This is a genomic window from Micromonospora sp. NPDC005299 (genome assembly GCF_042872345.1).
Taxonomy (GTDB): Bacteria; Actinomycetota; Actinomycetes; order Mycobacteriales; family Micromonosporaceae; genus Micromonospora.
The window spans coordinates 217,813-244,622 of record NZ_JBIAKG010000008.1; the positions used below are offsets into that span (position 1 = coordinate 217,813).

Below are 26,810 nucleotides of genomic sequence, written 5' to 3' on the forward strand. Positions count from 1 at the left end.
GATAGTTCGTTCGCCGTAGGAAGGAAGTGTGACTGACGTGGTGACGCCACCGACGAGCCCGGTGAGCCGGGAGCGGTCGAAGGAGATCAAGCGGCTCTCCGTGATCTCCGCCGCCCGCCAAGTGCGGGTGCTCTCCCGTGCCGAGTTGACCGAGCTCACCGGGCTGAGCCCGGCCACGCTCACCCCGCTGGTCCGCGACCTCATCGCCGAGGGCTACCTGATCGAACGCGGACCCGGTGCGTCCCGGGCCGGACGGCCGCGGGCCATGCTGGAGTTCAACCCCCGCGCCGAACTGGTCGCCGCCGTCTCGCTGGAGCCGTCCCGGATCAGCTACGAGATCGCCGACAGCGATGGCGCCGTGGTCGCCCACCGGACGGTCCGGCTCACCGGCGACATCGTCGAGCTGATCTGCAAGGCGGTGCCCGAGCTGGCCGGCGACGGACTGCCGGCGCTGCGCGGGGTGGCCATCGCCGCACCCGGCGTCTCCTCCGGTGGCGCGGTCCGGCTCGCCCCGTCGGTCGGCCTGGTCGAGGGACAGCCGATAGGGGAGTCGGTCCAGCGGCGGCTCGGCGTGCCGGTGGTGGTGGACAACGACGTGAACCTGATGGCCGCCGGCGAGCTCGCCGCCGGTGCCGGCGCGGACGTCGCCGACCTTCTCCTGCTGCACGTGGCCGACGGCATCGGTGCCGGCCTGGTGCTGGACGGACAGGTCCGCCGAGGCGCCGGCGGGGCTGCCGGCGAGGTCGGCTTCCTGCCGCTCGATCCGGCCGACCGGGGGCACGACGGGGTCGGCCCGTTCGAGGCCCGCTGGTCGGAGAGCGCCATCGCCGAGCGGGTGGTGGCCCTGGCCCCGGGCCGCCGTCCCGAGTCGCCCGTCCGGGCGCTGGTGGACCTGGCCGCCGCCGACGACCGGGCCGCCGCCTACCTGGACGAGGTCCTCGCTGCCTGGTCCCGGCTCATCGTCTCCTGCGCCTGCGTGGTCGATCCCGGCCGGGTCCTGCTCAGCGGGGCCGCCGCCGAGCTGGACGACGCCGCCGTGGACCGGCTCCAGGCCCTGGTCTCGGCCGCGGCGCCGAGCCCGACCGAGGTACGCCGGGCGGTCCTCGGCGACCGGGCGGTGCTGCACGGCGCCGTCAGCTTCGCGCTCTCCGCTGCCGCGGCGGGACTGTCCACCCTGCTGCCGGCCCCCTGACCTCTCCCTTCAGAACAACGCAGTTCCCCCCACACCCCTCGGAGGTACCACATGAGACGTCGACTTCTTCTCGCCGGAGCGCTCGCCACCGTCCTCGCCGCCGGCACTGCCTGCGGTGGCGGTGGTTCGAACGACGACGCCGCCGGCGGCACCGAGAAGCTGACGATCTACACGGCCCGCGACAAGAAGGTCGCCGATTTCGCCGTCGACAAGTTCACCGCCAAGTACCCCGAGTACAAGGGCAAGGTCGAGGTGCTCAACCTCGGGGCGCAGGAGATCCTGGAGCGGGTCCGGGCCGAGAAGGCCAACCCGCAGGCGGACGTCTGGTGGGGTGGCACCCAGCAGGGCCTGGCCGCCGGGGCCACCGAGGACCTGCTCGCCTCCTGGCAGCCGTCCTTCGCCGGCAAGATGGACGCCAAGTACAAGGACTCCGAGGGTCGCTGGTTCGGTGAGATCCTGCTGCCCGAGGTCATCATGTACAACAACAAGGCCCTCACCCCGGAGCAGGCCCCGAAGGACTGGGACGACCTGCTGAACCCGGAGTGGAAGGACAAGATCATCATCCGTGACGTGGCGGCCTCCGGCACGATGCGGTCGATCTACGCCTCGATGATCCAGCGGCAGTCGCCGGACGGCAGCAACCCGCAGCCCGGCTACGACTGGCTGAAGAAGCTCGACGCCAACACCGGCGCCTACGCGGCCAACCCGACCGACCTCTACCTCAAGATGTCCCGCCAGCAGGGCGTCCTCAGCGCGTGGAACCTGCAGGACATCCTGCTCCAGGCCAACCAGTCCAACATGCCCTTCGGGTACGTGATGCCGGCCTCCGGCGCCCCGGTCCTGGTCGACGGCCTGGCCGCGGTCAAGGGCGGCAACACCACCGGCGCGCAGAAGTTCATCGAGTTCCTGTTCGACGACTCGCTCCGCGCCGACCTGGCCAAGGACTACTACCAGATCCCGGCCGTGGACATCGCCCAGAAGCCGGAGTGGCTGAACCAGCTCAACCTCAAGCCGCTGGACGTCAACTGGGACGTGGTCGGCAAGAACGAGACCGAGTGGATCAACCACTGGAACAGCCAGATCAAGAACAAGGGCTGACCTCCGGGGTGCCGGGTGTTGGACCGCACCCGGCACCCGCCGCTCGTACGCACCGCCAGACCGGGTCTGGCCCCACCCACCACCGGTCGGACCCGGTACCGGATGCAAGGAGAGACATCATGATCGATGTCACGCTGGAGTCGGTGAGCAAGCGCTTCACGCGCGCCGGCGACACCGCGGCCGTCGACGACGTCGACATCAGGATCGCCGCCGGGGAGTTCTTCACCCTGCTCGGCCCGAGCGGCTGCGGCAAGACCACGACCTTGCGCATGGTCGCCGGCTTCTACTTCCCCACCTCCGGCCGGATCCGCTTCGGCCAGGAGGACGTCACCCACCGGCCACCGAACAAGCGCGACACCGGCATGGTGTTCCAGAACTACGCGCTCTTCCCGCACATGTCCGTGGCGCAGAACGTCGCGTACGGCCTGAAAATCCGCAAGGTCGGCCGGGCCGAGTCGAAGCGGCGGGTCGAGGAGGCGCTGGGCCAGGTGCACCTGGCCGGCTACGGCGAGCGCCGGATCGACCAGCTCTCCGGTGGCCAGCAGCAGCGTGTCGCGCTGGCCCGGGCCCTGGTCATCCGGCCTCGCACCCTGCTGCTCGACGAGCCGCTGTCGAACCTCGACGCAAAGCTGCGCGAGGAGACCCGGGTCGAGATCCGCCGGATCCAGAAGGAGAGCGGCACCACCGCCATCTACGTCACGCACGACCAGGCCGAGGCGATGGCGATGTCCGACCGGATCGCCGTCATGGAGTCCGGGCGGGTCCAGCAGATCGGCGCGCCGCAGGAGATCTACCACCGACCGGCGAACGCGTTCGTGGCCCGGTTCATCGGCCGAAGCAACGTGCTCAGCCTGCCGGTGGCCGCCGCCGGCCCGGAGACCGTCACCGTGGCGCTGCCCGGCGGCGAGCAGGTGGCCGTGGCGGCGCCTGCCGACCACGGGCTGCGCGCGAGCGACACCGCATTGGTCTCCGTCCGGCCCGAGCACATCGGGCTCACCTCGGCCACCGAGGCCGGCGCGCTCACCGGCCGGGTGACCGAGCTGGAGTTCACCGGCATGTCCACCAACCTTCTGGTGGACGTGGCCGGCGAGCCGGTGCAGGTCACCGCCGTCGACGTGCCGGCCGGGCTGGCCGCGGGCGACCAGGTCGGGCTGCGCCTGCAGCGGGAGCGGATGTGGGTGGTGCGGCCATGAGCACCATTCCGGCCACGCCCGCCGCGGCCACCGTCCCGCCGGTCACCGGGGATCCGACGCCACCCCGGGCCCGCCGGTCCGCCCGGCTCGCCGGCGGCGCCAACTCCCGCTGGTTCCCCTACCTGCTGGTCTTCCCGCTGGCCCTGATCCTCTTCGGGTACGTGGTGCAGCCAATGTTCGCCACCTTCGCGGAGAGCGTCGGGGCGGACGGCCTGGCGAACTACCGCGTCTTCCTCAGCGGCGACGGGGTGGCCCGCTCCTCGCTGGTCACCTCGCTGGTGATCTCCGCGGCCAGCGTGGTGCTCTGCGGCATCGTCGGGGTGGCGATGGCGTTCCTGCTCAAGCGCTTCTCGTTTCCGGGCCGCCGGCTGATCGAGGCCATCATCCTGGTGCCGGCGGCGCTGCCGCCGCTGATCGGGGCGATCTCGTTCCAACTGCTCTACAGCGAGACCGGCATCCTGCCGCGCGGCCTTCAGCACCTGTTCGGCACGGAGAACCCGGTGCTGCCGTTCAGCGGTATCGCGGGGGTGCTGGTGGTGCACACCTTCACCATGTATCCGTTCTTCTACCTGGCGGCCTCGGCCGCGCTGGTCGGCATGGACCCGTCGGTCGAGGAGGCCGCGTACAACCTGGGTGCCGGCCGGGTCCGGGTCTGGCGCACCGTGCTGCTGCCGATGCTCACCCCCGCGCTGGTCTCCGCCTCGCTGCTGGTGTTCATGACGTCGCTGGCGTCGTACACCGCCCCGCTGCTGTTCGGGGTCGACCAGACGATGACCATGCAGATCTACATCAACCGCACCAACGGCGACCTGCCGATGGCCTCCACGTACGCCGCCGTGCTGGGCGTGGTGTCGGTGCTCTTCCTGCTCGGCATGCGCTGGTACGAGGGACGGCGCAGTTACCGCTCCCAGTCCAAGGGCGTCGCCTCCCACCGCCGGGAGATCACCAACCCGTTCGGCCGCTGGCTCGCACTGCTCGCCTCGGTGCTCGCCACCGTGGTGCTGCTCGCCCCGGTGGGCACGATCGCCCTGGTGGCGTTCTCCCAGGACGGCTCGTGGACGACCGAGGTGATCCCTTCGGCCTACACCACGCAGAACTTCGTCACGATCTTCTCCGACCCCGAGGCGTACCGGCCGATCGTCAACTCGCTGAACATGAGCCTGATCGCCACGGTCGGCTGCGTGGTGTTCGGCGTCCTCATCGCGTACGCGGTCCGCCGGCTGGACTTCCGTGGCCGCGGTCTGCTCGACGTGGCGGTCATGCTGGCCTGGGCGTTGCCCGGCACGGTGGTGGCGATCAACCTGATCTCGGCATTCAGCACCGGCAACGCGTTCAGCCTCGGCCAGGTGCTGATCGGCACCTTCTGGATCATGCCGCTGGCGTACTTCGTGCGGTTCCTTCCCCTGGTGTTCCGCTCCAGCTCGGCGACGCTGGCCCAGCTCGACCCGTCGCTCGAGGAGGCCGCCCGCAATCTCGGCGCGTCCTGGTGGCGAGCGTTCGGCACGGTCACCCTGCGACTGATGCTGCCGGGCGTGCTGGCCGGCGCGCTGCTCGCCTTCGTGCACGGCGTCGGTGAGTTCGTCGCCTCGGTGCTCATCTACACCTCGGAGACCGCGCCGATCTCCGTCGAGATCAACAACCGGATGTACTCGTTCGAGGTAGGCACCGCCGCCGCGTACGGCATGCTCCAGATCGCCCTGATCTTCGTGGTGATGGTGGTCTCCGGGCGGCTGGAGGGCGGCCGGAAGGCCAGCCGGGAGGCGGCGCAGTGGACGGCATGACGGACCGCTGGCCGGCGGGCGGCGGGCTGCTCCCCGCCGCCCGGATCCCCGGCGGAGAACTCGCCGCGGTGGCCGCGGCGGCGGACTTCGCGGTGCTCCCGGTGGGCGCGGTCGAGTGGCACGGCCCGCACCTGCCGCTCGGCACCGACCTGATCCTCGCCGAGGGCTTCGCCGGGGAGAGCGCGGCGACCGGTCCGGGGCCACGCGGCGTGCTCTTCCCCGCCGTCGCGTACGCCGCCTGCCCGGGGCAGACCCGGCCCTGGCCGGGGACGGTCGCGATCCGGCCGGAGATCGCGGTCGGCTACCTCGCCGACGTGATCGAGGGCATCGTCACCGCGGGCTTCCCCCGGCTGCTGGTCGTCAACGGCCACGACGCCAACATGTCCACGGTTCGGGCCGCGATGGAATGGGTCTCCGGCCGGTGCACTGCCAGCCTGCTGCTGGTCAACTGGTTCCAGCTGGTCACCCCTGCCGAGACGGCGGAGCTCTACGGTGCGCCGCCGGCCCGCGGGCACGGCGGGGCGTACGAGACCTCCGGGGTTTTGGGCTTCGACCCGGGCGCGGTACGCCTCGACGCCGCCACCGACCTGCCGCCGAAGCCCAAGCTGCCGGTGGCCCATCCGTACGTGTTGGTCGAGTCCCGCCCCGATCCCTGGCAGGGCTGGTCGGGACACATCTCGCTGGCCAGCGAGGAGGCCGGCCGGACGGTGCGGGCGCTCGCCGCCGAGCGACTGCGGGAGACAGTTGCCGCCTGGCTGGCCGCCCCACCGCCGTCCCCGCCCACCGCCGACCCGCTGTCGACCGAGGGAGAGTCATGACCGTCGACCGAGGACTGGACGTCGTCGACTTCCACCTGCACTTCCGGATCGGTGCCGACGAGACGGTCCACGCCTGCGAGCAGGCCGCCGGCATGCATCCGGGCGGCGAGCACGAGCGGGCGGTACGGGCCGCCGGTTCGGCCCCGTACGCCCGGCAGTGGCGCCGGGCGTGGGGCTTCGCCGACCCGGAGCCGCCCGCCGAGCGCTGGCAGGACGAGGCCGACCGCTGGGCCGACGAGCTGCGCGCGACGGGCGTCCGCAAGGCCGTCTTCGTCACCGGCGGCGGCAACGACACCCTCGCCGACGTGGTCGACCGCCACCCGGACCTGCTGCTCGGCTTCGCCCACCACGACCCGTACGGCCCGGACGCCGCGGGCGAGCTGGACCGCGCGGTGACCGAGCGCGGCCTGCGCGGGCTGAAGCTGTTCGCCCCGCTGCTGCGCGGGCCGCTGGACCACGAGGACCTCGACCCCCTCTGGGGCGCGGCCCAGCGCCTCGGCGTGCCCGTCCTGATCCACATCGGGCACTACGGCAGCGCCGGTGGCCTCAGCACCGGCCGGTACGGCGGCCCGGACGAGCTGGCCCGGATGGCTCGCCGCTTCCCGGAGCTGGCCGTGGTGGTGCCGCACTTCGGCGTGCAGCACGTGCAGGAACTCTTCTTCGCCGCCTGGGGCTGCCCCAACATCCACGTCGACACGTCCGGCTCGAACCAGTGGGTGCGCTGGATGCCCTACAAGCTGACGCTGGAGGACCTCTTCCGCCGCTGCTACGAGACGATCGGCCCGCACCGGCTCGTCTTCGGCAGCGACTCGTCCTGGTTCCCGCGCGGCTACGTCACCCGCTACCTCGACGACCAGCTCCGGGTCTGCCGCGAGCTGGGGATGCCCGACGACCACCTGCGCGCGATCTTCGCCGGCAACGCCGAACGACTGCTCGGCCTGACCGACTGACCGGCCGAACCCGCAGGGCCGCCCAACGGGGCGCCCGCGGACTGGAAGGAACCCCGATGAGCACACCCGCGCTGACCACCTACCAGCGGCACCACCTGGCGCCCACGTACGACCACCATGTGGGTCACCTCTACCCGGCGATGGTGCGGGCCAGCCAGGCGCACGTCGTGATGCTGACCGAGCAGGGGTTGATCCCCGCCGAGCGGGGCGCGCGCCTGCTGCGCGGGCTGGCCGAGCTGCGCGCCGACAGCACCGCGGCGCCGGCGTACGACGGCACCTTCGAGGACACCTACTACCTGCTGGAGAAGCGGCTGGCCGCGGCGTGCGGCATCCCGACGTCCGAGCTGGACGTGCAGATGGCCCGCAGCCGCAACGATCTGGACGCCGGGGTGTTCCGGATGCTGTTGCGCGACCAGCTCCTCGGTGTGCTGGACCGGGTGCTCGCCACCGGGCGGACCGCGCTGGACAGCGCCGACCGGTACGCGGACGTGGTGATCACCGGCTACACCCACCGCCGACCGGCTCAGCCCACCACCATCGGGCACGCCCTCGCCGGGTACGCGGAGGCGCTCGCCGGCGAGGCGACCGCCTACGCCGACCTGATCGACCAGCTCAACGTATCGCCGCTGGGCTCCTGCGCGTTCGCCGGCACCGACCTGGAGATCTCCCCGGCCCGGGTGGCGGAGCTGCTCGGCTTCGCCGGCCTGGTGACCAACTCCTACGAGGCCGTCGCCGGCGCCGACCACCTGGTCCGCGTCGGCGCCCTCAACGCACAGGCGCTGGCCACCGGGGCGCGGCTTGCCCGCACCCTGATGGACTGGCTGAGTTGGAACTGGGTCACCACCCCGGGCGACTTCACCCAGGGCAGCAGCATCATGCCGCAGAAGCGCAACCCGGTCGTGCTGGAGCACCTGGTGTCCTACGCCGGTCAGGCCGCCGCGGACGCGGCCTCCGTGCTCAACAACGTGGGCGCCGCCTGGTGGGAGGACTCCAACAACGCCACCACCGACGTGCAGGTCCGGCTCTGGGAGAGCAACGACCGGGCGGAGCGGTTCTTCGCCCTGGTCGGCGGCTTTCTCGCGGAGATCGCGCCGCTGTCCCCGCCGAGCCGGGAGGAGATCGTGGCCTCCGGCGCCACCACCACGGCGGCGGCCGACGCGCTGACCCGGCACGGCGTGCCGTTCCGGGCCGCCCACTCGGTGGTCGGCCGGCTGGTCCGTGCCGGCGCGCCGGACACCTGGACCGCCGATGGCGTCCGGGCCGCCGCCGACGGGCTCACCGGCCCGCTCGACGACGCCGCGGTTGACGACCTCATCGCCGCCGCGGTCCGTCCCGACCTGGTCCTGAACCGGGCCCAGGCGGACGGCCCCGGGGCGGCCGCGGTCCGCTCCCAGGTGGACACGCTCCGCGTCGCCTTCGCCGGTGTCGCCGACCGGCTGGCCGCGGTACGCGATCGCCTCGGCCGGGCCGAAACGGCGCTCGACGCCGTCGCCGCCGAGCTGGTGGCCCGGTGACCGTGCGGCTCTCGGGGCCTCCCGTGTCCGGCACCCGCGTCGACGGGCTGCTGCTCGGCATCGACTTCGGCGGCACCAAGATGGCCGTCGGAGTGGCGGACGCGCACGGGCGGCTCCTGGCACACCGGCGGGTCCCCACGTATGCCGACCGAGGCGCACCGCAGGCCCTGGAACGGGCGCTGGACCTCGCTGGGGAGCTGCTCGCCGGGGTCGGCGGGCCGCTGGCCGCCGCCGGCGTGGCGTCGCCCGGCGTGGTTCGTCCGGACGGTATCGACCTGGCCCCCAACGTGCCGGGCTGGGAGCGGCTGCGGCTGGCCGACGCGGTCCGGGACGCGCTCGACGTCACCCGCGTGGCGGTGGACAACGACCTGAACGCGGCCGCCCTGGCCGAGCTGCGGCTGGGCGCGTTGCGCGACGCCGACCCCGGCCTCGTCGTGGGGATCGGCACCGGCGTGGCGGCGGCCGTGACGGTCGGAGGCGCGGTCGTGGCCGGACACCGCGGTGCGGCCGGCGAGATCGGGTACGCCGTGGCCGGCGGCCCCTGGCCGGGCACCATGCTGGAGCTGGACTTCTCCGGCCGGGCCCTGGACCGGCTCGCCGAGGAGTTCGGGTTGCCGGACGGAGCGGCCGGGCTCGCCGCTGCGGCGGAGCGCCCCGGGCGGGCCCGCGACGCGCTGGCCGCCCGCGTCGACGAGGTGGCCCGTCACCTGGTCACCTGCTGCCTCCTGCTGGATCCGCAGCGGGTGGTGCTGGTGGGTGGCGTGGTCCGCAACGCGTTGATTCGCGGGCTGTTGGTCGACCGGCTCACCGAGGTGCTGCCGCACCGGCCCGACGTGGTGCTGTCCCGGTTCGCCGACGACGCCGCGCTGCTCGGCGCGCTCACCTTGGCCCGCGAGGCGGTGCCCGCGCCCCGCTGACCGCCCGCCGGTGTGTCCGCGGTGGGCGTCCGGGTCGCCCCGAACGCGTGCAGCCCGCCGGCCCGTCGGAACGTCAGGCGGGACGGTGGGCGCGCAGCATCAGCGAGACCCCGGGCAGTGCCCGCACCGGCAGGTGGCGTTCGGCCGTGACGACCGTGCGCAGCCCCAGGTTGACCAGCGGGTGCGGCGCGTCCAGGTCGCTGCCGGTGGAGCGGCGCCGCCGCCAGGCCGCGACCGGGCGGAGCAGCACGTTCCAGCTCCACAACTCGTCGATCACCAGACCGGCCTTCTCCACCACGGCCCGCAGCCCGGCGCGGTCGTAGCGGCGGACGTGCCCGACCGCCACGTCGTGCGCCGACCAGAGTCGCATGTCGGCCGGCACCGCGATCAGGGCCGTCCCGCCGGGGCGCAGCACGCGCCGGATCTCGGCCGCGGCGAGGTGGTCCTCGTCGACGTGCTCCAGGATGTCGAAGGCGACCACCAGGCCCAGGCCGGCCGAGGGGACCGGCAGGTGCCGGGCGTCGGCCCGGATCACGTCCAGGCCCCGCTCCCGGGCCACCCCGGCGCCCTCGGCGCTGTATTCCAGGGCGACCGGCCGCCAGCCGTGCGCCCGCAGCACCCGGGTGTTCCCGCCGCCGGCCGCGCCGATGTCCAGCGCCCGCCCCGGGCGGGTGCCCACCGCCGCCAACCGGCGCAGCGCCCGGCGCAGCAGGACGCGCCGCTCCCGGTACCACCAGTGGGTGTCCTCCAGCGCGGCGAGCTTGCGGATCTCGGTCGCTTCCACGGGTGGGGCTCCTCGACGGCTCGGCGATCCTCACCGTAACGGCCGCGGCGGGCCGGGACCGGGCCGGCGGCAAATCCGGGTGCGGCCGGGCGCGGGTGCTGGCAGGGTGGCGCCGATGGGAGAGCGCCCGCAGGGTTTCCGCTATGTCGAACGGGCCGACGGCTCGGTGGTGATCACCCACCACGGTCGGCCCGCCGGCACGCTGCGTGGCGGGCGCGCCGCGCAGTTCCTCGCCGAGGTCGGCGACGACCCGCAACTGGTGATGGCCCGGTGGACCGGCAACTACCGGCGGGGCAACGAGCGGACCGCCCGGCAGCATCCCCGCAACCGGGGCTGAGACGCGCTCGGGGCCCGCGTCCGGTGCGGACGCGGGCCCCGAGCGGGTAGGCCGTGCTCAGACCCGGGTGAAGACCAGGGCCACGTTGTGCCCGCCGAAGCCGAACGCGTTGTTCAGCGCCGCGGGGATCTCCAGGTGGCGCGCCTTGTGCGCGGCCACCTCCAGCGTGAGGCCCTCGTCCGGGTCGTCCAGGTTGATCGTCGGCGGCACGACACCGTCCCGGATGGCCAGGATGGTGGCGATCGACTCCAGCGCACCGGCCGCGCCGAGCAGGTGCCCGGTCATCGACTTGGTGGCCGACAGCAGCACGTGGTCGCCCACCGCCTTGTGCAGCGCGCCGATCTCCAGCATGTCGCCGACCGGGGTCGAGGTGGCGTGCGCGTTCACGTGCCGGATGTCCGTCTTCGCGACGTCCGCGTCCGCGACCGCCTTGGCGATGGCCCGGATGGCGCCCTCGCCCTCGGCGTGCGGCTGCACGATGTCGTACGCGTCCGAGGTGATCCCGGCGCCGGCCAGGCGCGCGTAGACCCGGGCGCCGCGGGCGGCGGCGTGGTCGGCGCGCTCCAGGACCACCACGCCCGCGCCCTCACCGAGGACGAAGCCGTCGCGGCCCTTGTCCCAGGGGCGGGACGCCTTCTCCGGCTCGTCGTTGCGGGTCGACATGGCCCGCATCGAGGCGAAGCCGGCGATCGGCAGCGGGTGGATGACCGCCTCGGTGCCGCCGGCCACCACCACGTCGGCCCGGCCGGAGCGGATGATGTCCAGCCCCAGCGCGATCGCCTCCGCGCCGGTCGCGCAGGCGCTGGCCACCGAGTGCACGCCGGCCTTGGCGCCGAGTTCCAGCCCGACCCAGGCGGCCGGACCGTTCGGCATCAGCATCGGCACCGTGTGCGGGGAGACCCGCCGCGGACCGGACGCCTCCAGGATGTCGTCCTGGGCGAGCAGGGTGGTGGCGCCGCCGATGCCGGAGCCGACGCTGACCGCCAGCCGCTCCGGGTCGAGCCCGGAGTCGGCCAGGCCGGCGTCCGCCCAGGCCTGCTGCGCCGCCACGATGGCGATCGCCTCGGACCGGTCCAGCCGACGCAGCTTGACCCGGTCCAGCACCGTCGACGGTTCGACGGCGAGCTGCGCGGCGATCCGGACGGGCAGCTGCGCGGCCCACTCCTGGGTGAGCGCACTCACCCCGGAGCGGCCGGCGAGCATGGCGTCCCAGGTCGACGCGACGTCCCCGCCGAGCGGGGTCGTCGCGCCGAGCCCGGTGACGACGACGTCGGGACGACTCATGATCAGGACTGCGCCGCGATGTAGCTGACGGCGTCACCCACGGTCTTGAGGTTCTGCACCTCGTTGTCCGGGATCTTGACGCCGAACTTCTCCTCGGCCGCCACCACGACCTCCACCATGGAGAGCGAGTCGACGTCGAGGTCGTCGGTGAAGGACTTCCCCTCGGCCACGTCGTCCGGGTTCACCCCGGCAACCTCTTCGAGGATCTCGGCGAGGCCGGCGGTGATCTCGTCACGGGTCATTGCGGTTGGTTCCTCTCATCGGGGGTTCACTCGACGGCCGGCGACGCCGGTCGTCATACCTCGGCGCTCGCGCGCGAGGGGGTCTTCAGGGGCAGCGGACGACCTGGCCGGCGTAGGTCAGGCCGCCGCCGAAGCCGAACAGCAGCACCGGGGCGCCGGAGGGCACCTCGCGCCGCTCGACCATCTTCGACAGGGCCAGCGGCACGCTCGCCGCCGAGGTGTTGCCCGACTCGACGATGTCCTTCGCGATGATCGCGTTCGGGATGTCGAGCCGCTTGACGATGCCGTCGATGATCCGGGCGTTGGCCTGGTGCGGCACGAACGCGGCCAACTCCGACGGGTCCACCCCGGCCTTCGCGCAGGCCTGGAGCGCGAGCGGGGCCAGCGCGGTGGTGGCCCAGCGGAAGACCGCCTGCCCCTCCTGCGCGATGTACGGCCGCCAGCCCTCGATCCGGACCGCGTCGCTCTTCTCCGGCACCGAACCCCACACCACCGGGCCCACCCCGGCCGGCTCGCCCTCGGCGGTCGCGGTGACCACGGCCGCGCCGGCGCCGTCGCCGAAGATGATGCAGGTCGAGCGGTCGGTCCAGTCGGTGAAGTCGGAGAGCTTCTCGGCGCCGATGACGATCGCGTTGCGCGCCGCACCGGCCCGGATGGCGTGGTCCACCGTGCCCAGCGCGTACGCGAAGCCGGAGCAGGCGGTGTTGATGTCGTACGCGCCCGGGGCGCTGATGCCCAGCTTGGCCGCGACGCGGCAGGCCACGTTCGGGCTGCGGTCCACGGAGGTGCAGGTGGCGACCACGACGAGGTCGATGTCGGCGGCGGTGAGGCCCGAGTTGGCCAGCGCCTTGCCGGCGGCGGCGGTGGCCATGTCGGCCACCGTCTCGTCCCCGGCGATCCGGCGGGTGACGATGCCGACCCGGTCCCGGATCCACTCGTCGTTGGTGTCGACCATCTGGGCGAGGTCGTCGTTGGTGACCACGCGGGAGGGCTGGTAGTGCCCCATCGCGACGATCCTGCTGCCGGCCATCAGTGATTACCTTCCGTTCGCGACTGCGGGACCCGCAGGATCGGCTCGTTTCTCGCGCTCACGCCTGCTGCCCGCCGTGGTGCCGGGCGACCAGGTCCCGCGCGGCGGGCAGGTCGTCGGGGGTGTTGAGGGTGACGATCTCGGGCGCCCCTTCACCCTTGAGCTCCCGCTTGACGAGGCCCGCCAGGGTGCCCGCCGGCGGCAGCTCGATGACGCCGGTGACGCCGAGGTCGGCCAGCGTGCGCATGCACAGGTCCCAGCGGACCGGGGCGGTCACCTGGCGGACCAGCCGCTGCACCAGCTCCCCGCCGTGCTCGACCGGGGCGCCGTCCAGGTTGGAGAGCAGGATCCGGGCCGGGTCGGCGGGGGTGATGCCGGCGGCCACCTCGGCCAGCGCGGCCTCGGCCGGGGCCATGTACGGCGTGTGGAAGGCGCCGGCCACCTTGAGCATGATGACCCGGGCCCGGGCGGGCGGTTCGGCGGCGAGCTTCTCCAGCCCGGCCACCGCGCCGGCGGCGACGATCTGGCCGGCGCCGTTGCGGTTGGCCGGGTGCAGCCCGTGTGCCGCCAGGGCGGCGAGCACCTCGTCCGGGTCGCCGCCGAGCACGGCGGCCATCCCGGTCGGTTCCAGCGCGCAGGCGGCGGCCATCTCCCGGCCGCGTACGCCGGCCAGGCTCACGGCCGCCTCGGCGGGCAGCACCCCGGCCAGGGCCGCGGCGCCCAGCTCGCCGACGCTGTGGCCGGCGACCAGCCCGACGTCCTGCATCGGCAGGTGCTCGGCGGCGAGCAGCGCGGCGGCGACGAGCAGCGGCTGGGTGCGGGCGGTGTCCTTGATCTCGTCCGCGTCCGCCCGGGTGCCCAGGTGGAGCAGGTCGACCCCGGCCAGCGCCGACCAGGAGCTCAGGCGCGCCGCCGCGCCGGGCAGGTCGAGCCAGGGGGTCAGGAAACCGGGCTTCTGCGAACCCTGTCCGGGTGAGAGTACGGCGAGCACGTCTACGACTCTGACGGATACTCGCGGGTCGCGCTGTAACGCACGGCACCAAACCGCACTAGAAGCTTTGGAGGATACCTACAAAGATCGGCGCCGATCATCACCCGTCTGCGGCGTTTTGCCGGCCGCTGGGGGCAATGTCTGGCTCGGGACCGGTGCGACGCCCGGTACCACCGGGTCCAGCCGACCCACCGTGAGCGCCACCTGCAGGGTGAACGCGTCGCGCGGCGTGAGCGGCGAGAAGCCGGCCACCTCGGCGACCCGCTTGAGCCGGTACCGCACCGTGTTCGGGTGCACGAAGAGCGCCCGCGCCGCGCTCTCCAGCGTGCCGCCGGCGGCGAAGAAGGCGTCCAGCGTCTCCAGCAACTCGCCGCCGGCGCGGGCGAGTGGGGCGTACACGTCGTGGCGCAGCCGGCGGCGGGCCTCGGCGTCCCCGGCCAGGGCCCGCTCGGGCAGCAGGTCGGCGGCGGAGACCGGGCGGGGCGCGGTCGGCCAGGCCGGCGCGGCCCGGAAGCCGGCCAGCGCGGCGCGCGCCGAGTCGGTCGCCTCGTCCAGGCTGGGCACGGCCGGGCCGACCACCACCGGGCCCTCCCCGAACGCGGTGAGCAGCTTCTCGGTGGCCGCCACCGGGTCGGCCGCCCCGCCCAGCACGATGACCAGCCGGTCGCCGTGCACGCCGCCGATCACCTCGACCCCGATCCGGCGGGCCTGCCGGTAGACGGTGTGCAGCACGGCGGCCACCTCACCGCCCGGGGAGCGGCCCACCGCCACCGCCACCGGCGGCGCATCCGACCAGCCCAGCGCCGCCGCCCGGCTGGCCAGCACGTCCGGGGAGTCGCCGCGCAGCAGCGCGTCCACCAGCAACGCCTGCAACCGGGCGTCCCAGGAGCCGCGGGTTTCGGCGGCGCGGGCGTAGACCCGGGCGGCGGCGAAGGCGATCTCCCGGGAGAAGCGCAGCACCGCCTCCCGCAGCAGCTGCTCCTCGCCCTTCACGGCGAGGTGCGACACCTGCTCCTCGACCACCTCGATGGTCACCTTGATCAGCGCCACGGTCTGCTGGAGGGTGATCGAGCGCGCGAGGGCCTGCGGCGCCGCGGCGAAGACCTCGTCCGACACCTCCTGCGTGCTGTCGGTCGCGCCACCGCCCTGGTGCAGCCACTGCACCAGCGACCGGACACCGGCCTGGGCGACCAGCATGACCCAGGAGCGCTGGTCGGCCGGCAGCTCCCGGAACCAGGGCAGCGTCTCGTCCATCCGCGCCACGCTGGCGGTCGACAGCGCGCCCGCCGCCCGCTCGATGCGGCGCAGCGTCGCCGACAGTTCGGTCCCGCCCGGTTCGCTCACCGCACCAGCCTGACACGCCCTGACCAGCGGCTCCACTCCGAGGCCCGCCCGGCGGCCGGGCGCCGACGGCGGCCGGTGACAATGATCTCCCGTGACCGACACCCCGCGCGCCCTCGCCCGCGACATCGACGCCACCTGCCGGCTCACCGGACGCTTCGTGCTCCGCTCCGGCCGGATCGCCGACGAGTACTTCGACAAGTACCGCTTCGAGGCCGACCCGGTGCTGCTGGACCGGGTCGCCGCCGGCCTGGCCGGGCTGGTCCCGCCCGGCACCGAGGTGCTGGCCGGCCTGGAGCTGGGCGGCATCCCGGTCGTCACCGCGCTGGCCCGGCACGTCGGGCTGCCCTGCGCGTTCGTCCGCAAGACCGCCAAGGCGTACGGGACCGCCCGGCTGGCGGAGGGCGCGGACGTCGCCGGGCGGCGGGTGCTGGTGGTCGAGGACGTGGTGACCTCGGGCGGCCAGGTGGTGATCTCCACCGGCCAGCTCCGCGAGTTGGGCGCCACCGTCGCGCACGCGGTCTGCGTGATCGACCGGGGCGAGGGCGGCGCGGAGGCGCTCGCCGGGCACGGCATCGCGCTGCGCGCTCTGCTCACCCGCGCCGACCTGGACGCCGCCCGCCGGCCCTGACCCGGTCCCCGGACGATCTCCACGGGTACGCGCCGAACACCTCGTCGGGTCCGGCCAGTACGGTGTCAGGGCACGTCGGGGTGACGACCGCCCGACGGGCGAAGGCGAACGTGAGGAGACCGGGATGGCGCATGGGGAGGCCGAGCACGGCTGCGCCCAGGGCGAGCCCTGCCGGCCGGGCCACCACGACCAGCCGGCGCCCGCCAAGCACCCGCGCCGGACGGGCCTGACCCATCCGGAGCCGGCCGCCGGCTGGGTGCCGGAGCGCGCCGACGACGAGCCGCCGGTGCCCCGCCAGCGGGCCGCCGAGCCGGTGCCCCCGGCCGGGCCCGACGCGGAGCCGGCTCAGGCCTGCCGCAGCGACCTGCCCGGGTGGGCGGGCGCCCACCGGCACGGCCCGGTCCGGCCGCGCAGCCGCACGGTCCGCCGGGAGAGACCCCCGCGCCGCTGGTGCTGACCCCGCGGCCGCCGTCCGGCGGCTAGCGTGGGCTGGGTGAAGGCGATCGCGATCGACGCGTACGGCCCGGTCGACCGACTCACCCTGCGCGAGTTGCCCACCCCGCCGGTGGGTCCGGACACGGTCCTGGTCCGGGTGCGGACCGCCGGCGTGAACCCGGTCGACGGGAAGATCCGGGAGGGACACCTGGCCGCCGCGATGCCGAGCCACTTCCCGCTGGTGCCCGGCTGGGACGCCGCCGGGGTGGTCGAGGCGGTCGGGCCGGCGGTGGCCGGGTTCGCCGTCGGTGACGAGGTGATCGGCTACGTCCGGCGCGACGACGTGCAGCACGGCACGTACGCGGAGCTGGTTCCGGCCCCGGAGCGGTGCCTGGCCGACAAGCCGGTGCAGGCGTCCTGGGCCGAGGCTGGTGGGCTGCCGCTGGCCGGGCTCACCGCCTACCAGGCGTTGCAGCTGGCGCGCACCGGCGCGGGTGACACGGTGCTGGTGCACGGCGCGTCCGGCGGGGTGGGGCACCTGGCGGTGCAGCTGGCCCGGGCGCTCGGCGCGGGCCGGGTGATCGGCACGGCGGGCGAGGCCAACCACGACTTCGTCCGGTCACTGGGCGCCGAGCCGGTCAGCTACGGCGACGGCCTGCTGGACCGGGTCCGCGCGGTCGCGCCCGACGGGGTGGACGTGGCGCTGGACCTGTTCGGCGGTGACGCGCTGGACGTCTCCGCCGAGCTGCTCGCCCGGCCGGCGCGGCTGATCTCCACGGCCGACCCGGAGCACGTCACCCGGCTCGGCGGCAGCTACGTCTTCGTGAAGCCGTCCACGGCCGACCTGAGCGTGCTGGCGGGGCTGGTCGACGCCGGCCGGCTCGCCGTGCACGTGGCCCGGACGTTCCCGCTGGCCGAGGCGGCCGAGGCGCAGCGCCTGGTGGCGGCGGGACACGTCCGGGGCAAGGTAGTGCTGGAGGTCTGAGCCCTGGGCTCAGCGGGTGCGGCGGCGCACCAGCAGCGCGATGCCGGCCAGCCCGGCCGTGATGACCACCATCACCCCGACGTTGAGCAGCAGCAGCCGCTGGAGTTCGCCCAGCGCGGCGTCGATGTCCTGCACCGGGTCGAGCGCCTCCTCCGGGATGACCCGCTCGCCGCCACCGATGCCGCCGCTGAGCGTGTCGAACTGCCGCTCCAGCGGCACCCCCGCGGTGCGCAGCGTCTCGGACATGTTGAGCCGGCCGAAGAACCAGCCGGCCCGGGTCTTGCTCAGGTCGGGCTGCTTGGCCGGCCGGTAGACCCGCGGTCCGCCCTTGGCGAGCGGGTAGAGGTCGTAGGTCTTCATGGGCGTGCCCGCGACGAGCAGCACGATCGTGTACTTCGGACCGAGGTCCTTGGCCGCCGGGCCGCGCTGCTGGCCGCTGGCGCCCAGCCACTTGACCTGGTCGACGACCATGTTCACCTCGGCGGGCCGGGTGTCGGCGCGCAGTTGCAGCGGCTGGTCGAGCCGGTGGCCGGTGATGTCCACTCCGGCCGGTGCGAGCTTGGGCTTGGGCGCCGCCTGTGCCGGGGCCGCGCCGACGAGGGCCAGCGAGCACGCCGTTGCCACCACCATCCCGGCCACGGCTGCCAGCAGCCGCCTCACCTTTCGGACCATCGCCGCCTCCTCGCCCCGTTCGATGGGTGGCTTCCGCTACAGGTCGCGCTGGATCGGCCGAGGGGTGGCCGCCGGGCGCGTACCGGCGTCCACCTCAAAGACTCCGCAGAACGGCGCTGGGTTGCACTCGCTGGAAGAGTATTTGGAACTATGTGCGATCTGGGACCGACCAAACAGAGCGGCCGATGATCAGCGGCCGGATCGTACCCGGATGGAGGAGTTCATGGGGGGCAGGGTCGCTCGCGGGGCGCGGGGCTGGTTGCTGGTGCTCGGGGTGGTGGCCGGGGTGTCGGTGCTGCTGCCGGCCACGCCGGCGGCCGCGCACAACTCGCTGACCGGCAGCGATCCGAAGAACGGGGCGCGGGTGGCCACCGCGCCAAAGCGGGTCGGGCTGACGTTCCTCGCCTCGCCGGCGCCCGCCACGACGACGATCACCATCACCGGGCCGGACAACGTGCCGGCCGCCGGTGGCGCGCCGACCTTCGCCGGCAAGCGGGTGAGCGTGCCGTTCAGCCCGGGCGCGGCCGGCCTCTACATCGTGGCCTACCGGGTCGGCTCGGCCGACGGCCATCCGATCAGCGGGGAGATCCGCTTCACCCTCACCACCGGGACGGCCGCCGCGCCGCCGTCGGCCACCGCCACCCCGACCAGCGCCGCCCCGACCACCGCCGCCCCCAGCACCCCACCGACGACCGCCGCGGCGAGCCCCACGGCCGCCGCCGACGAGGCGGACGACGACGGGGGTACGGGCTGGCTGTGGGCGGTCGGCGCCGCCGTGGTGCTGGTCGCGCTGGGCGGCGGCCTGCTGCTGCGCCGCCGGTCCACCCGGGGCTGACCCGCGTACGCGAAAGGGGCCCGCCGGACGACCGGCGGGCCCCTGGCGATTCCGGGGTCAGAACAGGCGCACCCGGGCGGCCCGCAGCCGGGTCAGGGTGCGGTCGCGGCCGAGCACCTCCAGCGACTCGAACAGCGGCAGGCCGACGGTCCGGCCGGTGACCGCGACGCGGACCGGGGCCTGCGCCTTGCCCAGCTTCAGGCCGCGCTCCGCGCCGACCGCCTCCAGGGTGGACTTCAGCGACTCGGCATCCCAGGTCGCCAGCCCCTCGAACGCGGCGATCGCCGCGTCCAGCAGGTCGGCCGCGCCCTCCTTCATGGCCTTGGCCCAGGCCGCCTCGTCGATGAGCGGGTCGGCCAGGAAGAGGAAGTCGACGTTCGGCACGATCTCGCTGAGCACCGCGATGCGGGTCTGCGCCAGCGGCGCCACCGCGGCGAACGCGGCGGGGTCGAACTCCGCCGGCTGCCAGGGCGGCGGGGCGATCGTGTCGGTGCCGGTCAGCCAGGGCTGGCAGGCGGCCACGAACTCCTCGACCGGCAGCGCCCGGATGTAGTCGCCGTTGAACGCGCGCAGCTTCTTCTCGTCGAAGAACGCCGGGGAGGGGTTCACCTCCTCGAGGCGGTACTCCTCCTCGATCACCGACCAGGGCACGATCTCCCGGTCGCCGGAGGGGGCCCAGCCGAGCAGCATCAGGTAGTTGCGCATCGCCTCGGCGAGGTAGCCCTCGTCCCGGAACGCCTCCAGGGCGACCTTGTCCCGCCGCTTGGACAGCTTCTGCCGCTTCTCGTTGACCACCACGGGCACGTGCGCCCAGATCGGCGGCTTGACCCCGAGCGCGTCCCAGAGCAACTGCTGCTTCGGCGTGTTGGGCAGGTGCTCCTCGGCCCGGATCACGTGGGTGATCCCCATGGTCATGTCGTCGACGACGTTGGCGAGCAGGAAGACCGGCGAGCCGTCGCCGCGGGCGATGACGAAGTCCTCGATCAGCTTGTTCTCGAAGGTCGGCTCGCCGCGGATCAGGTCGACCACCACGGTCTCGCCCTCGTCGGGGGTGCGGAAGCGCAGCGCCCGGCCCTCGCCCGGCGGCAGGCCGCGGTCGCGGCAGAAGCCGTCGTAGCCCTGGTACTGCGAACCGGTGCGTGCCTGCACGTCCTCACGGGTGCAGTCGCAGTAGTACGCCCGGCCGCCCTCGTGCAGCCGCTGCGCGGCGGCCCGGTGCTCACCCGCGTACGAGGACTGGAAGTACGGGCCCTCGTAGCTGCCCCGCGCGATGCCGATCCAGTCGAGCGCGGAGAGGATGCCCTCGGTCCACTCGGGCTTGTTGCGGGCTGCGTCGGTGTCCTCGATGCGGAGCACGAACACCCCGCCCTGCTGCTTGGCGTAGATCCAGTTCTGCAGGGCCGAGCGGGCGCCGCCGACGTGGAACATTCCGGTCGGGGAGGGGGCGAAGCGTACACGTACCGTCACGTCCCCCAGCCTACGGCGGGCCGCGACCGCATTCCGGCAGGGGGCCGGTTCAGGGCACCGCCTTGATCTTGAGCACGAGGACGCTGCCGACCAGGGTGACCGCCGCGGTGACCGCGTACAGGGTGGGGTAACCGCCCAGGTGGACCACGATCGGGGCGCTGAGCGCCGGGCCGAGCACCTGCGGCGCCGAGTTGGCGATGTTGATCACGCCGAGGTCCTTGGCCCGGTCGGTGGCGGTCGGCAGCACCTGGGTGATCAGCGCGGCGTCCACCGCCAGGTAGACCCCGTAGCCGGCGCCGAGCAGCAGCGCGGCGACGATCGCCATGGGCCAGGTCGGAGCCATCGCGAGCAGCACGGCCGCCACCGCCATGATCAGCCCGGAGACGATCACGAAGACCTTGCGCCGGCCCGAGCGGTCCGAGAGCCGCCCGGCCACCACGGCGGTGAGCATCATGCCGAGCGTGTAGAGCAGGATCAGCACCAGCAGGGAGCCCTCGGGGTCGGCAACCCGCACGCCGTCGGTGAGGAAGTAGAGCAGGTAGAGCGTGCCCAGCGCGTTGCCGGTCTGCACCAGGAACCGGGTGAACCAGGCCCAGGCGAAGTCGGGGTGCCGGCGCGGGCTGATCCACATCGAGGCGAGCAGCGACCGCGGCCGCAGCGGCGACCGGTGCTCGCGGGGCAGCGGGTCGTCCTGGGTGAGCAGCGCGAACGGCAGGGACAGCAGCAGCACCGCGAGCGCGATGGCGGCGTACCCGGCGGCGTTGCCGGTGACCACGGCGGTGACCAGCACCGCGCCGACCACCAGGCCGAGCGCCTGCGGGATGCCCACCCAGCCGGAGACGCCGCCGCGCTGCGCCACCGGCACCCGGTCCGGGATGGCGGCGGTGAGGCTGGCCAGCATGGCGTTGAAGCAGACCTGGGCGGCGACCCAGGCGACTGCCACCCCGGCGATGCTGTCCTGCCGGGCCAGCAGCACCAGGGCGAGCGCGCCGATCACCGCGCCGGTCGCGGTCCAGACGTGCCGGCGGCCGAGGTGCCGGTTCGCCAGGCGCAGCGAGGTCCGGTCGGACAGCGCCCCGGCGAGCGGGTTCGCCAGCACGGCGGCGAGCGCGCCGAGGCCGGTGACCACCGCCAGCATGGCCTCCTTGTCGCCCGGCGCGATCCGCTCGACCTGCTGCGGCAGCAGCACCTGGATCGGGGTGAAGAAGGCCATCCAGACACCCAGGTTGGCCGCGAAGATCAGCGCGATCCAGCTCCGCCGCACCGGCACGGTGGGCTCGGCGAGCGCCGCCGGCAGCGAGGCCGGCGTCGGGTTGACGGTGGTCATCGCCGGACCAGGTCCCGGAACCAGGCGTACGACGACTTCGGGGTGCGCCGCTGGGTGGTGTAGTCGACGTGCACCAGGCCGAACCGCTTGGTGAAGCCCTCGGCCCACTCCCAGTTGTCCAGCAGCGACCAGACGAAGTACCCGGTCACCGGCACGCCGGCGGCCATCGCTTCGCGCAGCGCCCGCAGGTGCCCGTCCAGGTACGCGATCCGGTCCGGGTCGGCCACCCGGCCGTCGGCGTCCCGCACGTCGTCGTACGCGCAGCCGCTCTCGGTGATCTGGATCGGCGGCAGCGCGTCGCCGTACCGGTGGTGGAGTTCGAGGAGCAGCTCGCGCAGCCCGTCCGGAGCCACGGGCCAGTCGAAGGCGGTACGCGGGTAACCCTCCAGCGGCACCATCTCGAACGGCAGCGGCGAGTCCTCGTCGGCGGGGGCGCGGATGCCGGTCGGGTTGTAGTAGTTGACCCCGAGCACGTCGATCGGGGCGGCGATCACGTCGAGGTCCCCGGCGCGGACGACGGCCGGGTCGAAGCCCGGCTCCTCGGGGTAGCCGCGGCCGAGCAGCGGGTCGGTGAAGAGCCGGTTGTGCAGCGCGTCGTACGCCGCCCCGGCGGCCCGGTCGGCGTCGGTCTCCCCGGCCAGCCGCACCGGGGAGTAGTTGTTCGCGATGGCCACCGGGCTGGTGCTGCGGGCGCGCAGCGCGGAGACCGCGAGGCCGTGGCCGAGGAGCTGGTGGTGGGCCACCGGGAAGGCGTCGAAGAGCAGCAGCCGGCCGGGGGCGTGCGCGCCCGTGCCGTGCCCGAGGCTCATGTGGACGAACGGCTCGTTGAGGGTGATCCAGAGCTTCACCCGGTCGCCGAGGCGGGCGGCGACCAGGTCGGCGTACTCGGCGAAGCGGTGGGCGGTGTCCCGGTTCAGCCAGCCGCCGGCGTCCTCCAGCGCCTGCGGCAGGTCCCAGTGGAAGAGCGTGGCGACCGGGTCCACGCCGGCGGCGAGCAGCGCGTCGACCAGCCGGTCGTAGAAATCCAGCCCGGCCGTGTTGGCCGGGCCCGTGCCGGTGGGCTGCACCCGGGGCCAGGCGATGGAGAACCGGTACGCCGACACCCCCAGCCCGGCCAGCAGCCCGACGTCCTCGGCGTACCGGTGGTAGTGGTCGCACGCCTCGTCGCCGGTGCTGCCGTCGACGATCCGGCCGGGGGAGTGGGCGAAGGTGTCCCAGATGGACGGCCCCCGGCCGTCGGCGGTGACCGCCCCCTCGATCTGGTACGCGGACGTGGACACCCCCCACCGGAAGCCGGCGGGGAACTCGGGCATCGGCGCGCTCGTCATTCGCCCTCCCAGAAACGCGAAGCGTGCTCGCGACTCTAGGGCCCGGGCGGTCGCCGCGCCATAGGCCCGCAAAGGCAGGCAGGGCAAGGGCTTTCGGCGTGTCTTTTCCGAACCCGTCCACTTAAGTCCGATTTACACATAGAGTGCCGAATATCGCGGATGTGTTTTAAGTGGGGGAAAGATAGACATGATCCTCGTGGAGCGCAGTGCGCACGTGGTGGCGCCGGTGGAAGCGGTCTGGGACGTCGTGCAGCGGGCCGAGCAGTTGCCGGCCTGGCTGGCGGGGGTCCGCGCGGCCGAGGTCCTCTCGGGGGAGGGGTTCGGCCGGCGACAACGGGTCCAGGCCGGGCGGGGCGCGGCGCACGAGGCCGAGGTGATCGCCTACCAGGAGCCGACCCTGATCGGTTGGCGCGAACGGGCCAGGGGCGCCGGGGCCCGGGCCGAGGCGCGCACCGAGATCTACGTACAGCTCACCCCGGACGAGGAGGAGGGCGGGACGGTCGTGCGGCTCATCGTCGTACGGTGGCCCGCCGGGCCGGTCAAGGCCGCCCTGCTCCGGCTCGGCCTGCGCCGGGTCGGCGCCGATCTGGAGGACTCGCTGGCCCGGCTGACCGACCTGGCCGCCGTCGGCTGACCGAGCCTGTCCCGGCGTCGCCCGCGATGGTGATGGTCCGGCGTCCCCGCCAGGGACGCCGGACCATCGTCGCCTCCGCCGTGGTGCCCCGCACATGACGAAGGGCCCGGCGCGGGTGCGCCGGGCCCTTCGTGCGGGACAGGTCAGCTGTCGCCGCCGGTCTCTCCGACCGGGGCGGCGTTGACGTCGTCCAGCGCGTACTTCTTGGCGGCCTCGGCCGGCACGTGGGCCGGCACCGCGCCGCGCAGGGCGAGCTGGCGCAGCGTCGCGACGGCCACCGACTCGGCGTCCACGTGGAAGTGGCGCCGCAGCGCGTGCCGGGTGTCCGACATGCCGAAGCCGTCGGTGCCGAGCGAGGTGTAGTCGCCGGGCACCCAGCGGGCGATCAGGTCCGGCACCGCCCGCATCCAGTCGCTCACCGCGACCTTCGGCCCGTCGGCGTCGGCCAGCTTCCGCTGGATGTACGGCACCCGCTGCTCGCCGCCCGGGTTGAGCAGGTTGTGCTCCTCGCACTCCACCGCGTCCCGGCGCAGCTCCGTCCAGGAGGTCACCGACCAGACGTCGGCGGCCACACCCCAGTCCTCGGCGAGCAACTGCTGGGCCTTGAGCGCCCACTGCATGCCGGTGCCGGAGGCCAGGACGTTCGCCTTCGGCGCGTCCCCGTCGACCTGCGGGGCCGGCGAGTAGCGGTAGATGCCCTTGACGATGCCCTCGACGTCCACGCCCTGCGGCTCGGCCGGCTGGAAGATCGGCTCGTTGTAGACGGTGAGGTAGTAGAAGACGTTCTCCTGCGCCTCGCCGTACATCCGGTGCAGGCCGCTCTCCAGGATGTGCGCCATCTCGAAGGCGAACGCCGGGTCGTAGGCGACCACGGCCGGGTTGGTGGCGGCGATCAGGTGCGAGTGGCCGTCCTCGTGCTGGAGGCCCTCACCGTTGAGCGTGGTCCGGCCCGCCGTCGCGCCGAGCAGGAAGCCCCGCGCCATCTGGTCGGCCGCCGCCCAGAGCCCGTCGCCGGTCCGCTGGAACCCGAACATCGAGTAGAAGATGTACATCGGGATCATCGGCTCGCCGTGGGTGGCGTAGGACGTGCCCGCCGCGGTGAACGAGGCGACCGAGCCGGCCTCGTTGATCCCCTCGTGCAGGATCTGGCCGGTGGTGGCCTCCTTGTACGACAGGAACAGCTCCCGGTCCACCGAGGTGTACCGCTGGCCGTGCGGCGAGTAGATCTTCGCCGTCGGGAAGAGGGAGTCCATGCCGAAGGTGCGGGCCTCGTCCGGGATGATCGGCACCCAGCGCTTGCCGAACTCCTTGTCCTTCATCACGTCCTTGAGCAGGCGGACGAAGGCCATGGTGGTGGCCACCTTCTGCTTGCCCGAGCCCCGCTTGACGTCGGCGAACCGCTCGGGGCCCGGGATCTGCAGCGTCTTGTGACTGGTCCGCCGGGAGGGCAGGTACCCGCCGAGCTGCTTGCGCCGCTCGTGCAGGTACTCCATCTCGTCGGACTTCTCGCCCGGGTGGAAGTACGGCGGGAGGTAGGGGTTCTCCTCCAGCTGCTTGTCCGGGATGTCCAGGTAGAGCCGGTCGCGGAAGAGCTTCAGGTCCTCCAGCGTCAGCTTCTTCATCTGGTGGGTGGCGTTGCGGGCCTCGAAGTGCGAGCCCAGCGTCCAGCCCTTGATGGTCTTGGCCAGGATCACCGTCGGCTGGCCGGTGTGCTCCATCGCCGCCTTGTAGGCCGCGTAGAGCTTCCGGTAGTCGTGGCCGCCCCGCTTGAGGTTCCAGATCTCGTCGTCGCTCAGGTGCTCGACCATCTTGCGGGTGCGCGGGTCGCGCCCGAAGAAGTGCTCCCGGACGTACGCCCCGGACTCCGCCTTGTAGGTCTGGTAGTCACCGTCGGGCGTGGTGTTCATGAGGTTGACCAGCGCGCCGTCGGTGTCCGCCGCGAGCAGTGGGTCCCACTCCCGGCCCCAGACCACCTTGATGACGTTCCAGCCGGCGCCCCGGAAGAACGCCTCCAGCTCCTGCATGACCTTGCCGTTGCCGCGGACCGGGCCGTCCAGCCGCTGCAGGTTGCAGTTGATCACGAAGGTGAGGTTGTCCAGCTCCTCGCGGGCGGCCACGCCGATCGCGCCGAGCGACTCCACCTCGTCCATCTCGCCGTCGCCCAGGAACGCCCAGACGTGCTGCTGGGAGGTGTCCTTGATGCCCCGGTGGTGCAGGTAGCGGTTGAACCGGGCCTGGTAGATGGCGTTGAGCGGGCCGAGGCCCATCGACACCGTGGGGAACTCCCAGAAGTCCGGCATCAGCCGCGGGTGCGGGTACGACGGCAGCGCGCCACCCGGGTGCGACAGCTCCTGCCGGAAGCCGTCGAGCTGGTCGGCGCTGAGCCGGCCCTCCATGAACGCCCGGGCGTACATGCCGGGGGAGGCGTGGCCCTGGTAGAAGATGTGGTCGCCGCCGCCCGGGTGGTCCTTGCCCCGGAAGAAGTGGTTGAAGCCCACCTCGTAGAGGGACGCGGAGCTGGCGAAGGTGGAGATGTGGCCACCCACGCCGATCTCCGGCCGCTGCGCCCGGTGCACCAGCATGGCGGCGTTCCACCGGATGTAGGCCCGCAGCCGCCGCTCGATGTGCTCGTCACCCGGGAACCACGGCTCGCGCTCCGGCGGGATGGTGTTGATGTAGTCGGTGGTGGTCAGGGACGGCACCCCGACCTGGCGCTCGCGGGCCCGCTCCAGCAGGCTCAGCATGACGTAGCGGGCGCGCTTGGTTCCGCGCTCGTCGATGACACCGTCAAGCGACTCGACCCATTCGCTGGTTTCGTCAGGGTCGATGTCCGGAAGCTGGCTCGGCAGACCAGCGGTGATCACCGGGCGCTTGCGTTCCGTAGCCACAGGCGTTCCCTCGGTTCTGTGTGGGATAGGTCTCTAGCGCCATCCTGCCCCCTGGTGGCGCTCGTCGTCACGTCTCCCTCCCCCAGACGCGACGCTGAACACAGGTACTCGTCGGTAACTTTGTGCGATCGTCGGC

The 26,810-nt window shown here is 73.3% G+C and carries 25 protein-coding genes; 14 read left to right on the forward strand and 11 right to left on the reverse strand.

The window, feature by feature from the left end; translation table 11 throughout:
- The first annotated feature begins 28 nt into the window (after positions 1 to 28).
- The 8 genes from ACFYPD_RS23200 to ACFYPD_RS23235 all read left to right on the forward strand — a co-directional run bounded on the left by ACFYPD_RS23200 (position 29) and on the right by ACFYPD_RS23235 (position 9,463).
- Complete coding sequence (locus ACFYPD_RS23200) at positions 29 to 1,192, forward strand: ROK family protein (RefSeq protein ID WP_387117052.1); 1,164 nt, start codon at positions 29 to 31, stop codon at positions 1,190 to 1,192.
- Between the two features lie 51 nt (positions 1,193 to 1,243).
- On the forward strand, positions 1,244 to 2,290 hold the full coding sequence (locus ACFYPD_RS23205; RefSeq protein WP_387117055.1) for an extracellular solute-binding protein: 1,047 nt from the start codon (positions 1,244 to 1,246) through the stop codon (positions 2,288 to 2,290).
- A 119-nt stretch (positions 2,291 to 2,409) separates the two neighbouring features.
- Positions 2,410 to 3,483, forward strand: coding sequence for an ABC transporter ATP-binding protein (locus ACFYPD_RS23210; RefSeq protein ID WP_387117058.1), 1,074 nt, complete (start codon positions 2,410 to 2,412; stop codon positions 3,481 to 3,483).
- Positions 3,480 to 5,264, forward strand: a complete 1,785-nt coding sequence (locus ACFYPD_RS23215; protein ID WP_387117061.1) for an ABC transporter permease — start codon at positions 3,480 to 3,482, stop codon at positions 5,262 to 5,264. The genes ACFYPD_RS23210 and ACFYPD_RS23215 overlap by 4 nt, the downstream gene beginning before the upstream one ends.
- A complete protein-coding gene (locus tag ACFYPD_RS23220; protein WP_387117063.1) occupies positions 5,261 to 6,082 on the forward strand; it encodes a creatininase family protein in 822 nt (273 codons plus the stop codon). The genes ACFYPD_RS23215 and ACFYPD_RS23220 overlap by 4 nt, the downstream gene beginning before the upstream one ends.
- Positions 6,079 to 7,032 (forward strand): amidohydrolase family protein, encoded by a 954-nt coding sequence (locus ACFYPD_RS23225; RefSeq protein WP_387117066.1) that lies wholly within the window; start codon positions 6,079 to 6,081, stop codon positions 7,030 to 7,032. The genes ACFYPD_RS23220 and ACFYPD_RS23225 overlap by 4 nt, the downstream gene beginning before the upstream one ends.
- Positions 7,033 to 7,088: 56 nt before the next feature.
- Complete coding sequence (locus ACFYPD_RS23230; RefSeq protein WP_387117069.1) at positions 7,089 to 8,546, forward strand: argininosuccinate lyase; 1,458 nt, start codon at positions 7,089 to 7,091, stop codon at positions 8,544 to 8,546.
- Positions 8,547 to 8,569: 23 nt separating this feature from the next.
- Complete coding sequence (locus ACFYPD_RS23235; RefSeq protein ID WP_387117073.1) at positions 8,570 to 9,463, forward strand: ROK family protein; 894 nt, start codon at positions 8,570 to 8,572, stop codon at positions 9,461 to 9,463.
- A 73-nt stretch (positions 9,464 to 9,536) separates the two neighbouring features.
- Here ACFYPD_RS23235 and ACFYPD_RS23240 read toward each other — a convergent pair whose 3' ends face one another.
- Positions 9,537 to 10,247 (reverse strand): class I SAM-dependent methyltransferase, encoded by a 711-nt coding sequence (locus ACFYPD_RS23240; RefSeq protein WP_387117076.1) that lies wholly within the window; start codon positions 10,245 to 10,247, stop codon positions 9,537 to 9,539.
- A gap of 115 nt (positions 10,248 to 10,362) precedes the next feature.
- Here ACFYPD_RS23240 and ACFYPD_RS23245 point away from each other — a divergent pair, with 115 nt between their 5' ends.
- A complete protein-coding gene (locus ACFYPD_RS23245) occupies positions 10,363 to 10,584 on the forward strand; it encodes a hypothetical protein (protein ID WP_387117079.1) in 222 nt (73 codons plus the stop codon).
- A 57-nt stretch (positions 10,585 to 10,641) separates the two neighbouring features.
- On the opposite strand, the gene fabF is transcribed toward ACFYPD_RS23245, so the two are convergent.
- The 5 genes from fabF to ACFYPD_RS23270 all read right to left on the reverse strand — a co-directional run bounded on the left by fabF (position 10,642) and on the right by ACFYPD_RS23270 (position 15,601).
- Positions 10,642 to 11,868 carry a beta-ketoacyl-ACP synthase II gene (gene fabF / locus ACFYPD_RS23250; protein WP_387117082.1) on the reverse strand — a complete coding sequence of 409 codons (1,227 nt, stop codon included), beginning with the start codon at positions 11,866 to 11,868 and terminating at the stop codon, positions 10,642 to 10,644.
- Between the two features lie 2 nt (positions 11,869 to 11,870).
- The gene (locus ACFYPD_RS23255) at positions 11,871 to 12,110 is read right to left on the reverse strand and encodes an acyl carrier protein (RefSeq protein ID WP_088972559.1); all 240 of its coding nucleotides are present in this window, start codon (positions 12,108 to 12,110) and stop codon (positions 11,871 to 11,873) included.
- Between the two features lie 85 nt (positions 12,111 to 12,195).
- Complete coding sequence (locus ACFYPD_RS23260; RefSeq protein ID WP_387117085.1) at positions 12,196 to 13,140, reverse strand: beta-ketoacyl-ACP synthase III; 945 nt, start codon at positions 13,138 to 13,140, stop codon at positions 12,196 to 12,198.
- Positions 13,141 to 13,198: 58 nt separating this feature from the next.
- Complete coding sequence (locus ACFYPD_RS23265) at positions 13,199 to 14,131, reverse strand: ACP S-malonyltransferase (protein ID WP_387117088.1); 933 nt, start codon at positions 14,129 to 14,131, stop codon at positions 13,199 to 13,201.
- A gap of 78 nt (positions 14,132 to 14,209) precedes the next feature.
- Complete coding sequence (locus ACFYPD_RS23270) at positions 14,210 to 15,601, reverse strand: PucR family transcriptional regulator (protein ID WP_387117091.1); 1,392 nt, start codon at positions 15,599 to 15,601, stop codon at positions 14,210 to 14,212.
- Between ACFYPD_RS23270 and ACFYPD_RS23275 the strand changes: the two genes are divergently transcribed.
- The 3 genes from ACFYPD_RS23275 (at position 15,567) to ACFYPD_RS23285 (ending at position 17,523) form a co-directional block, all read left to right on the forward strand.
- Positions 15,567 to 16,103 carry an orotate phosphoribosyltransferase gene (locus tag ACFYPD_RS23275; protein ID WP_387117094.1) on the forward strand — a complete coding sequence of 179 codons (537 nt, stop codon included), beginning with the start codon at positions 15,567 to 15,569 and terminating at the stop codon, positions 16,101 to 16,103. The two genes, ACFYPD_RS23270 and ACFYPD_RS23275, sit on opposite strands and share 35 nt — an antisense overlap.
- Before the next feature lie 124 nt (positions 16,104 to 16,227).
- Positions 16,228 to 16,560, forward strand: coding sequence for a hypothetical protein (locus tag ACFYPD_RS23280; RefSeq protein ID WP_387117097.1), 333 nt, complete (start codon positions 16,228 to 16,230; stop codon positions 16,558 to 16,560).
- A 36-nt stretch (positions 16,561 to 16,596) separates the two neighbouring features.
- The gene (locus ACFYPD_RS23285; RefSeq protein ID WP_387117100.1) at positions 16,597 to 17,523 is read left to right on the forward strand and encodes an NADP-dependent oxidoreductase; all 927 of its coding nucleotides are present in this window, start codon (positions 16,597 to 16,599) and stop codon (positions 17,521 to 17,523) included.
- Positions 17,524 to 17,532: 9 nt separating this feature from the next.
- On the opposite strand, the gene ACFYPD_RS23290 is transcribed toward ACFYPD_RS23285, so the two are convergent.
- Positions 17,533 to 18,195 carry a hypothetical protein gene (locus tag ACFYPD_RS23290; protein WP_387117103.1) on the reverse strand — a complete coding sequence of 221 codons (663 nt, stop codon included), beginning with the start codon at positions 18,193 to 18,195 and terminating at the stop codon, positions 17,533 to 17,535.
- A 211-nt stretch (positions 18,196 to 18,406) separates the two neighbouring features.
- Between ACFYPD_RS23290 and ACFYPD_RS23295 the strand changes: the two genes are divergently transcribed.
- A complete protein-coding gene (locus tag ACFYPD_RS23295; protein ID WP_387117105.1) occupies positions 18,407 to 19,030 on the forward strand; it encodes a copper resistance protein CopC in 624 nt (207 codons plus the stop codon).
- Positions 19,031 to 19,087: 57 nt separating this feature from the next.
- Here ACFYPD_RS23295 and gltX read toward each other — a convergent pair whose 3' ends face one another.
- Genes gltX through ACFYPD_RS23310 form a run of 3 tightly spaced genes read right to left on the reverse strand, consistent with a single transcriptional unit; the run spans position 19,088 to position 23,152 of the window.
- Complete coding sequence (gene gltX, locus ACFYPD_RS23300) at positions 19,088 to 20,497, reverse strand: glutamate--tRNA ligase (RefSeq protein ID WP_387117108.1); 1,410 nt, start codon at positions 20,495 to 20,497, stop codon at positions 19,088 to 19,090.
- 49 nt (positions 20,498 to 20,546) lie between these two features.
- Positions 20,547 to 21,824 (reverse strand): MFS transporter, encoded by a 1,278-nt coding sequence (locus ACFYPD_RS23305; protein ID WP_387117111.1) that lies wholly within the window; start codon positions 21,822 to 21,824, stop codon positions 20,547 to 20,549.
- On the reverse strand, positions 21,821 to 23,152 hold the full coding sequence (locus ACFYPD_RS23310; protein ID WP_387117114.1) for a GH1 family beta-glucosidase: 1,332 nt from the start codon (positions 23,150 to 23,152) through the stop codon (positions 21,821 to 21,823). The genes ACFYPD_RS23305 and ACFYPD_RS23310 overlap by 4 nt, the downstream gene beginning before the upstream one ends.
- Positions 23,153 to 23,339: 187 nt before the next feature.
- On the opposite strand from ACFYPD_RS23310, the gene ACFYPD_RS23315 reads away from it, so the two are divergent.
- Positions 23,340 to 23,786 (forward strand): SRPBCC family protein, encoded by a 447-nt coding sequence (locus ACFYPD_RS23315; RefSeq protein ID WP_387117117.1) that lies wholly within the window; start codon positions 23,340 to 23,342, stop codon positions 23,784 to 23,786.
- Between the two features lie 143 nt (positions 23,787 to 23,929).
- On the opposite strand, the gene aceE is transcribed toward ACFYPD_RS23315, so the two are convergent.
- Entirely contained in the window at positions 23,930 to 26,674 is a 2,745-nt protein-coding gene (aceE, locus tag ACFYPD_RS23320) for a pyruvate dehydrogenase (acetyl-transferring), homodimeric type (protein WP_387117120.1), read from the reverse strand.
- Between the last annotated feature and the right edge of the window lie 136 nt (positions 26,675 to 26,810).

Coding starts and splice junctions, on each gene's coding strand:
- ACFYPD_RS23205 (WP_387117055.1), top strand. CDS start 1,244: ATGAGACGTCGACTTCTTCTCGCCGGAGCGCTCGCCACCGTCCTCGCC.
- ACFYPD_RS23210 (WP_387117058.1), top strand. CDS start 2,410: ATGATCGATGTCACGCTGGAGTCGGTGAGCAAGCGCTTCACGCGCGCC.
- ACFYPD_RS23215 (WP_387117061.1), top strand. CDS start 3,480: ATGAGCACCATTCCGGCCACGCCCGCCGCGGCCACCGTCCCGCCGGTC.
- ACFYPD_RS23220 (WP_387117063.1), top strand. CDS start 5,261: ATGACGGACCGCTGGCCGGCGGGCGGCGGGCTGCTCCCCGCCGCCCGG.
- ACFYPD_RS23225 (WP_387117066.1), top strand. CDS start 6,079: ATGACCGTCGACCGAGGACTGGACGTCGTCGACTTCCACCTGCACTTC.
- ACFYPD_RS23230 (WP_387117069.1), top strand. CDS start 7,089: ATGAGCACACCCGCGCTGACCACCTACCAGCGGCACCACCTGGCGCCC.
- ACFYPD_RS23245 (WP_387117079.1), top strand. CDS start 10,363: ATGGGAGAGCGCCCGCAGGGTTTCCGCTATGTCGAACGGGCCGACGGC.
- fabF (WP_387117082.1), bottom strand. CDS start 11,868: ATGAGTCGTCCCGACGTCGTCGTCACCGGGCTCGGCGCGACGACCCCG.
- ACFYPD_RS23255 (WP_088972559.1), bottom strand. CDS start 12,110: ATGACCCGTGACGAGATCACCGCCGGCCTCGCCGAGATCCTCGAAGAG.
- ACFYPD_RS23260 (WP_387117085.1), bottom strand. CDS start 13,140: ATGGCCGGCAGCAGGATCGTCGCGATGGGGCACTACCAGCCCTCCCGC.
- ACFYPD_RS23270 (WP_387117091.1), bottom strand. CDS start 15,601: ATGTCGCGGGCGAGGGCGCGCGGGGTGTCGGTCACGGGAGATCATTGT.
- ACFYPD_RS23280 (WP_387117097.1), top strand. CDS start 16,228: ATGGCGCATGGGGAGGCCGAGCACGGCTGCGCCCAGGGCGAGCCCTGC.
- ACFYPD_RS23290 (WP_387117103.1), bottom strand. CDS start 18,195: ATGGTCCGAAAGGTGAGGCGGCTGCTGGCAGCCGTGGCCGGGATGGTG.
- ACFYPD_RS23295 (WP_387117105.1), top strand. CDS start 18,407: ATGGAGGAGTTCATGGGGGGCAGGGTCGCTCGCGGGGCGCGGGGCTGG.
- ACFYPD_RS23305 (WP_387117111.1), bottom strand. CDS start 21,824: ATGACCACCGTCAACCCGACGCCGGCCTCGCTGCCGGCGGCGCTCGCC.
- ACFYPD_RS23310 (WP_387117114.1), bottom strand. CDS start 23,152: ATGACGAGCGCGCCGATGCCCGAGTTCCCCGCCGGCTTCCGGTGGGGG.
- ACFYPD_RS23315 (WP_387117117.1), top strand. CDS start 23,340: ATGATCCTCGTGGAGCGCAGTGCGCACGTGGTGGCGCCGGTGGAAGCG.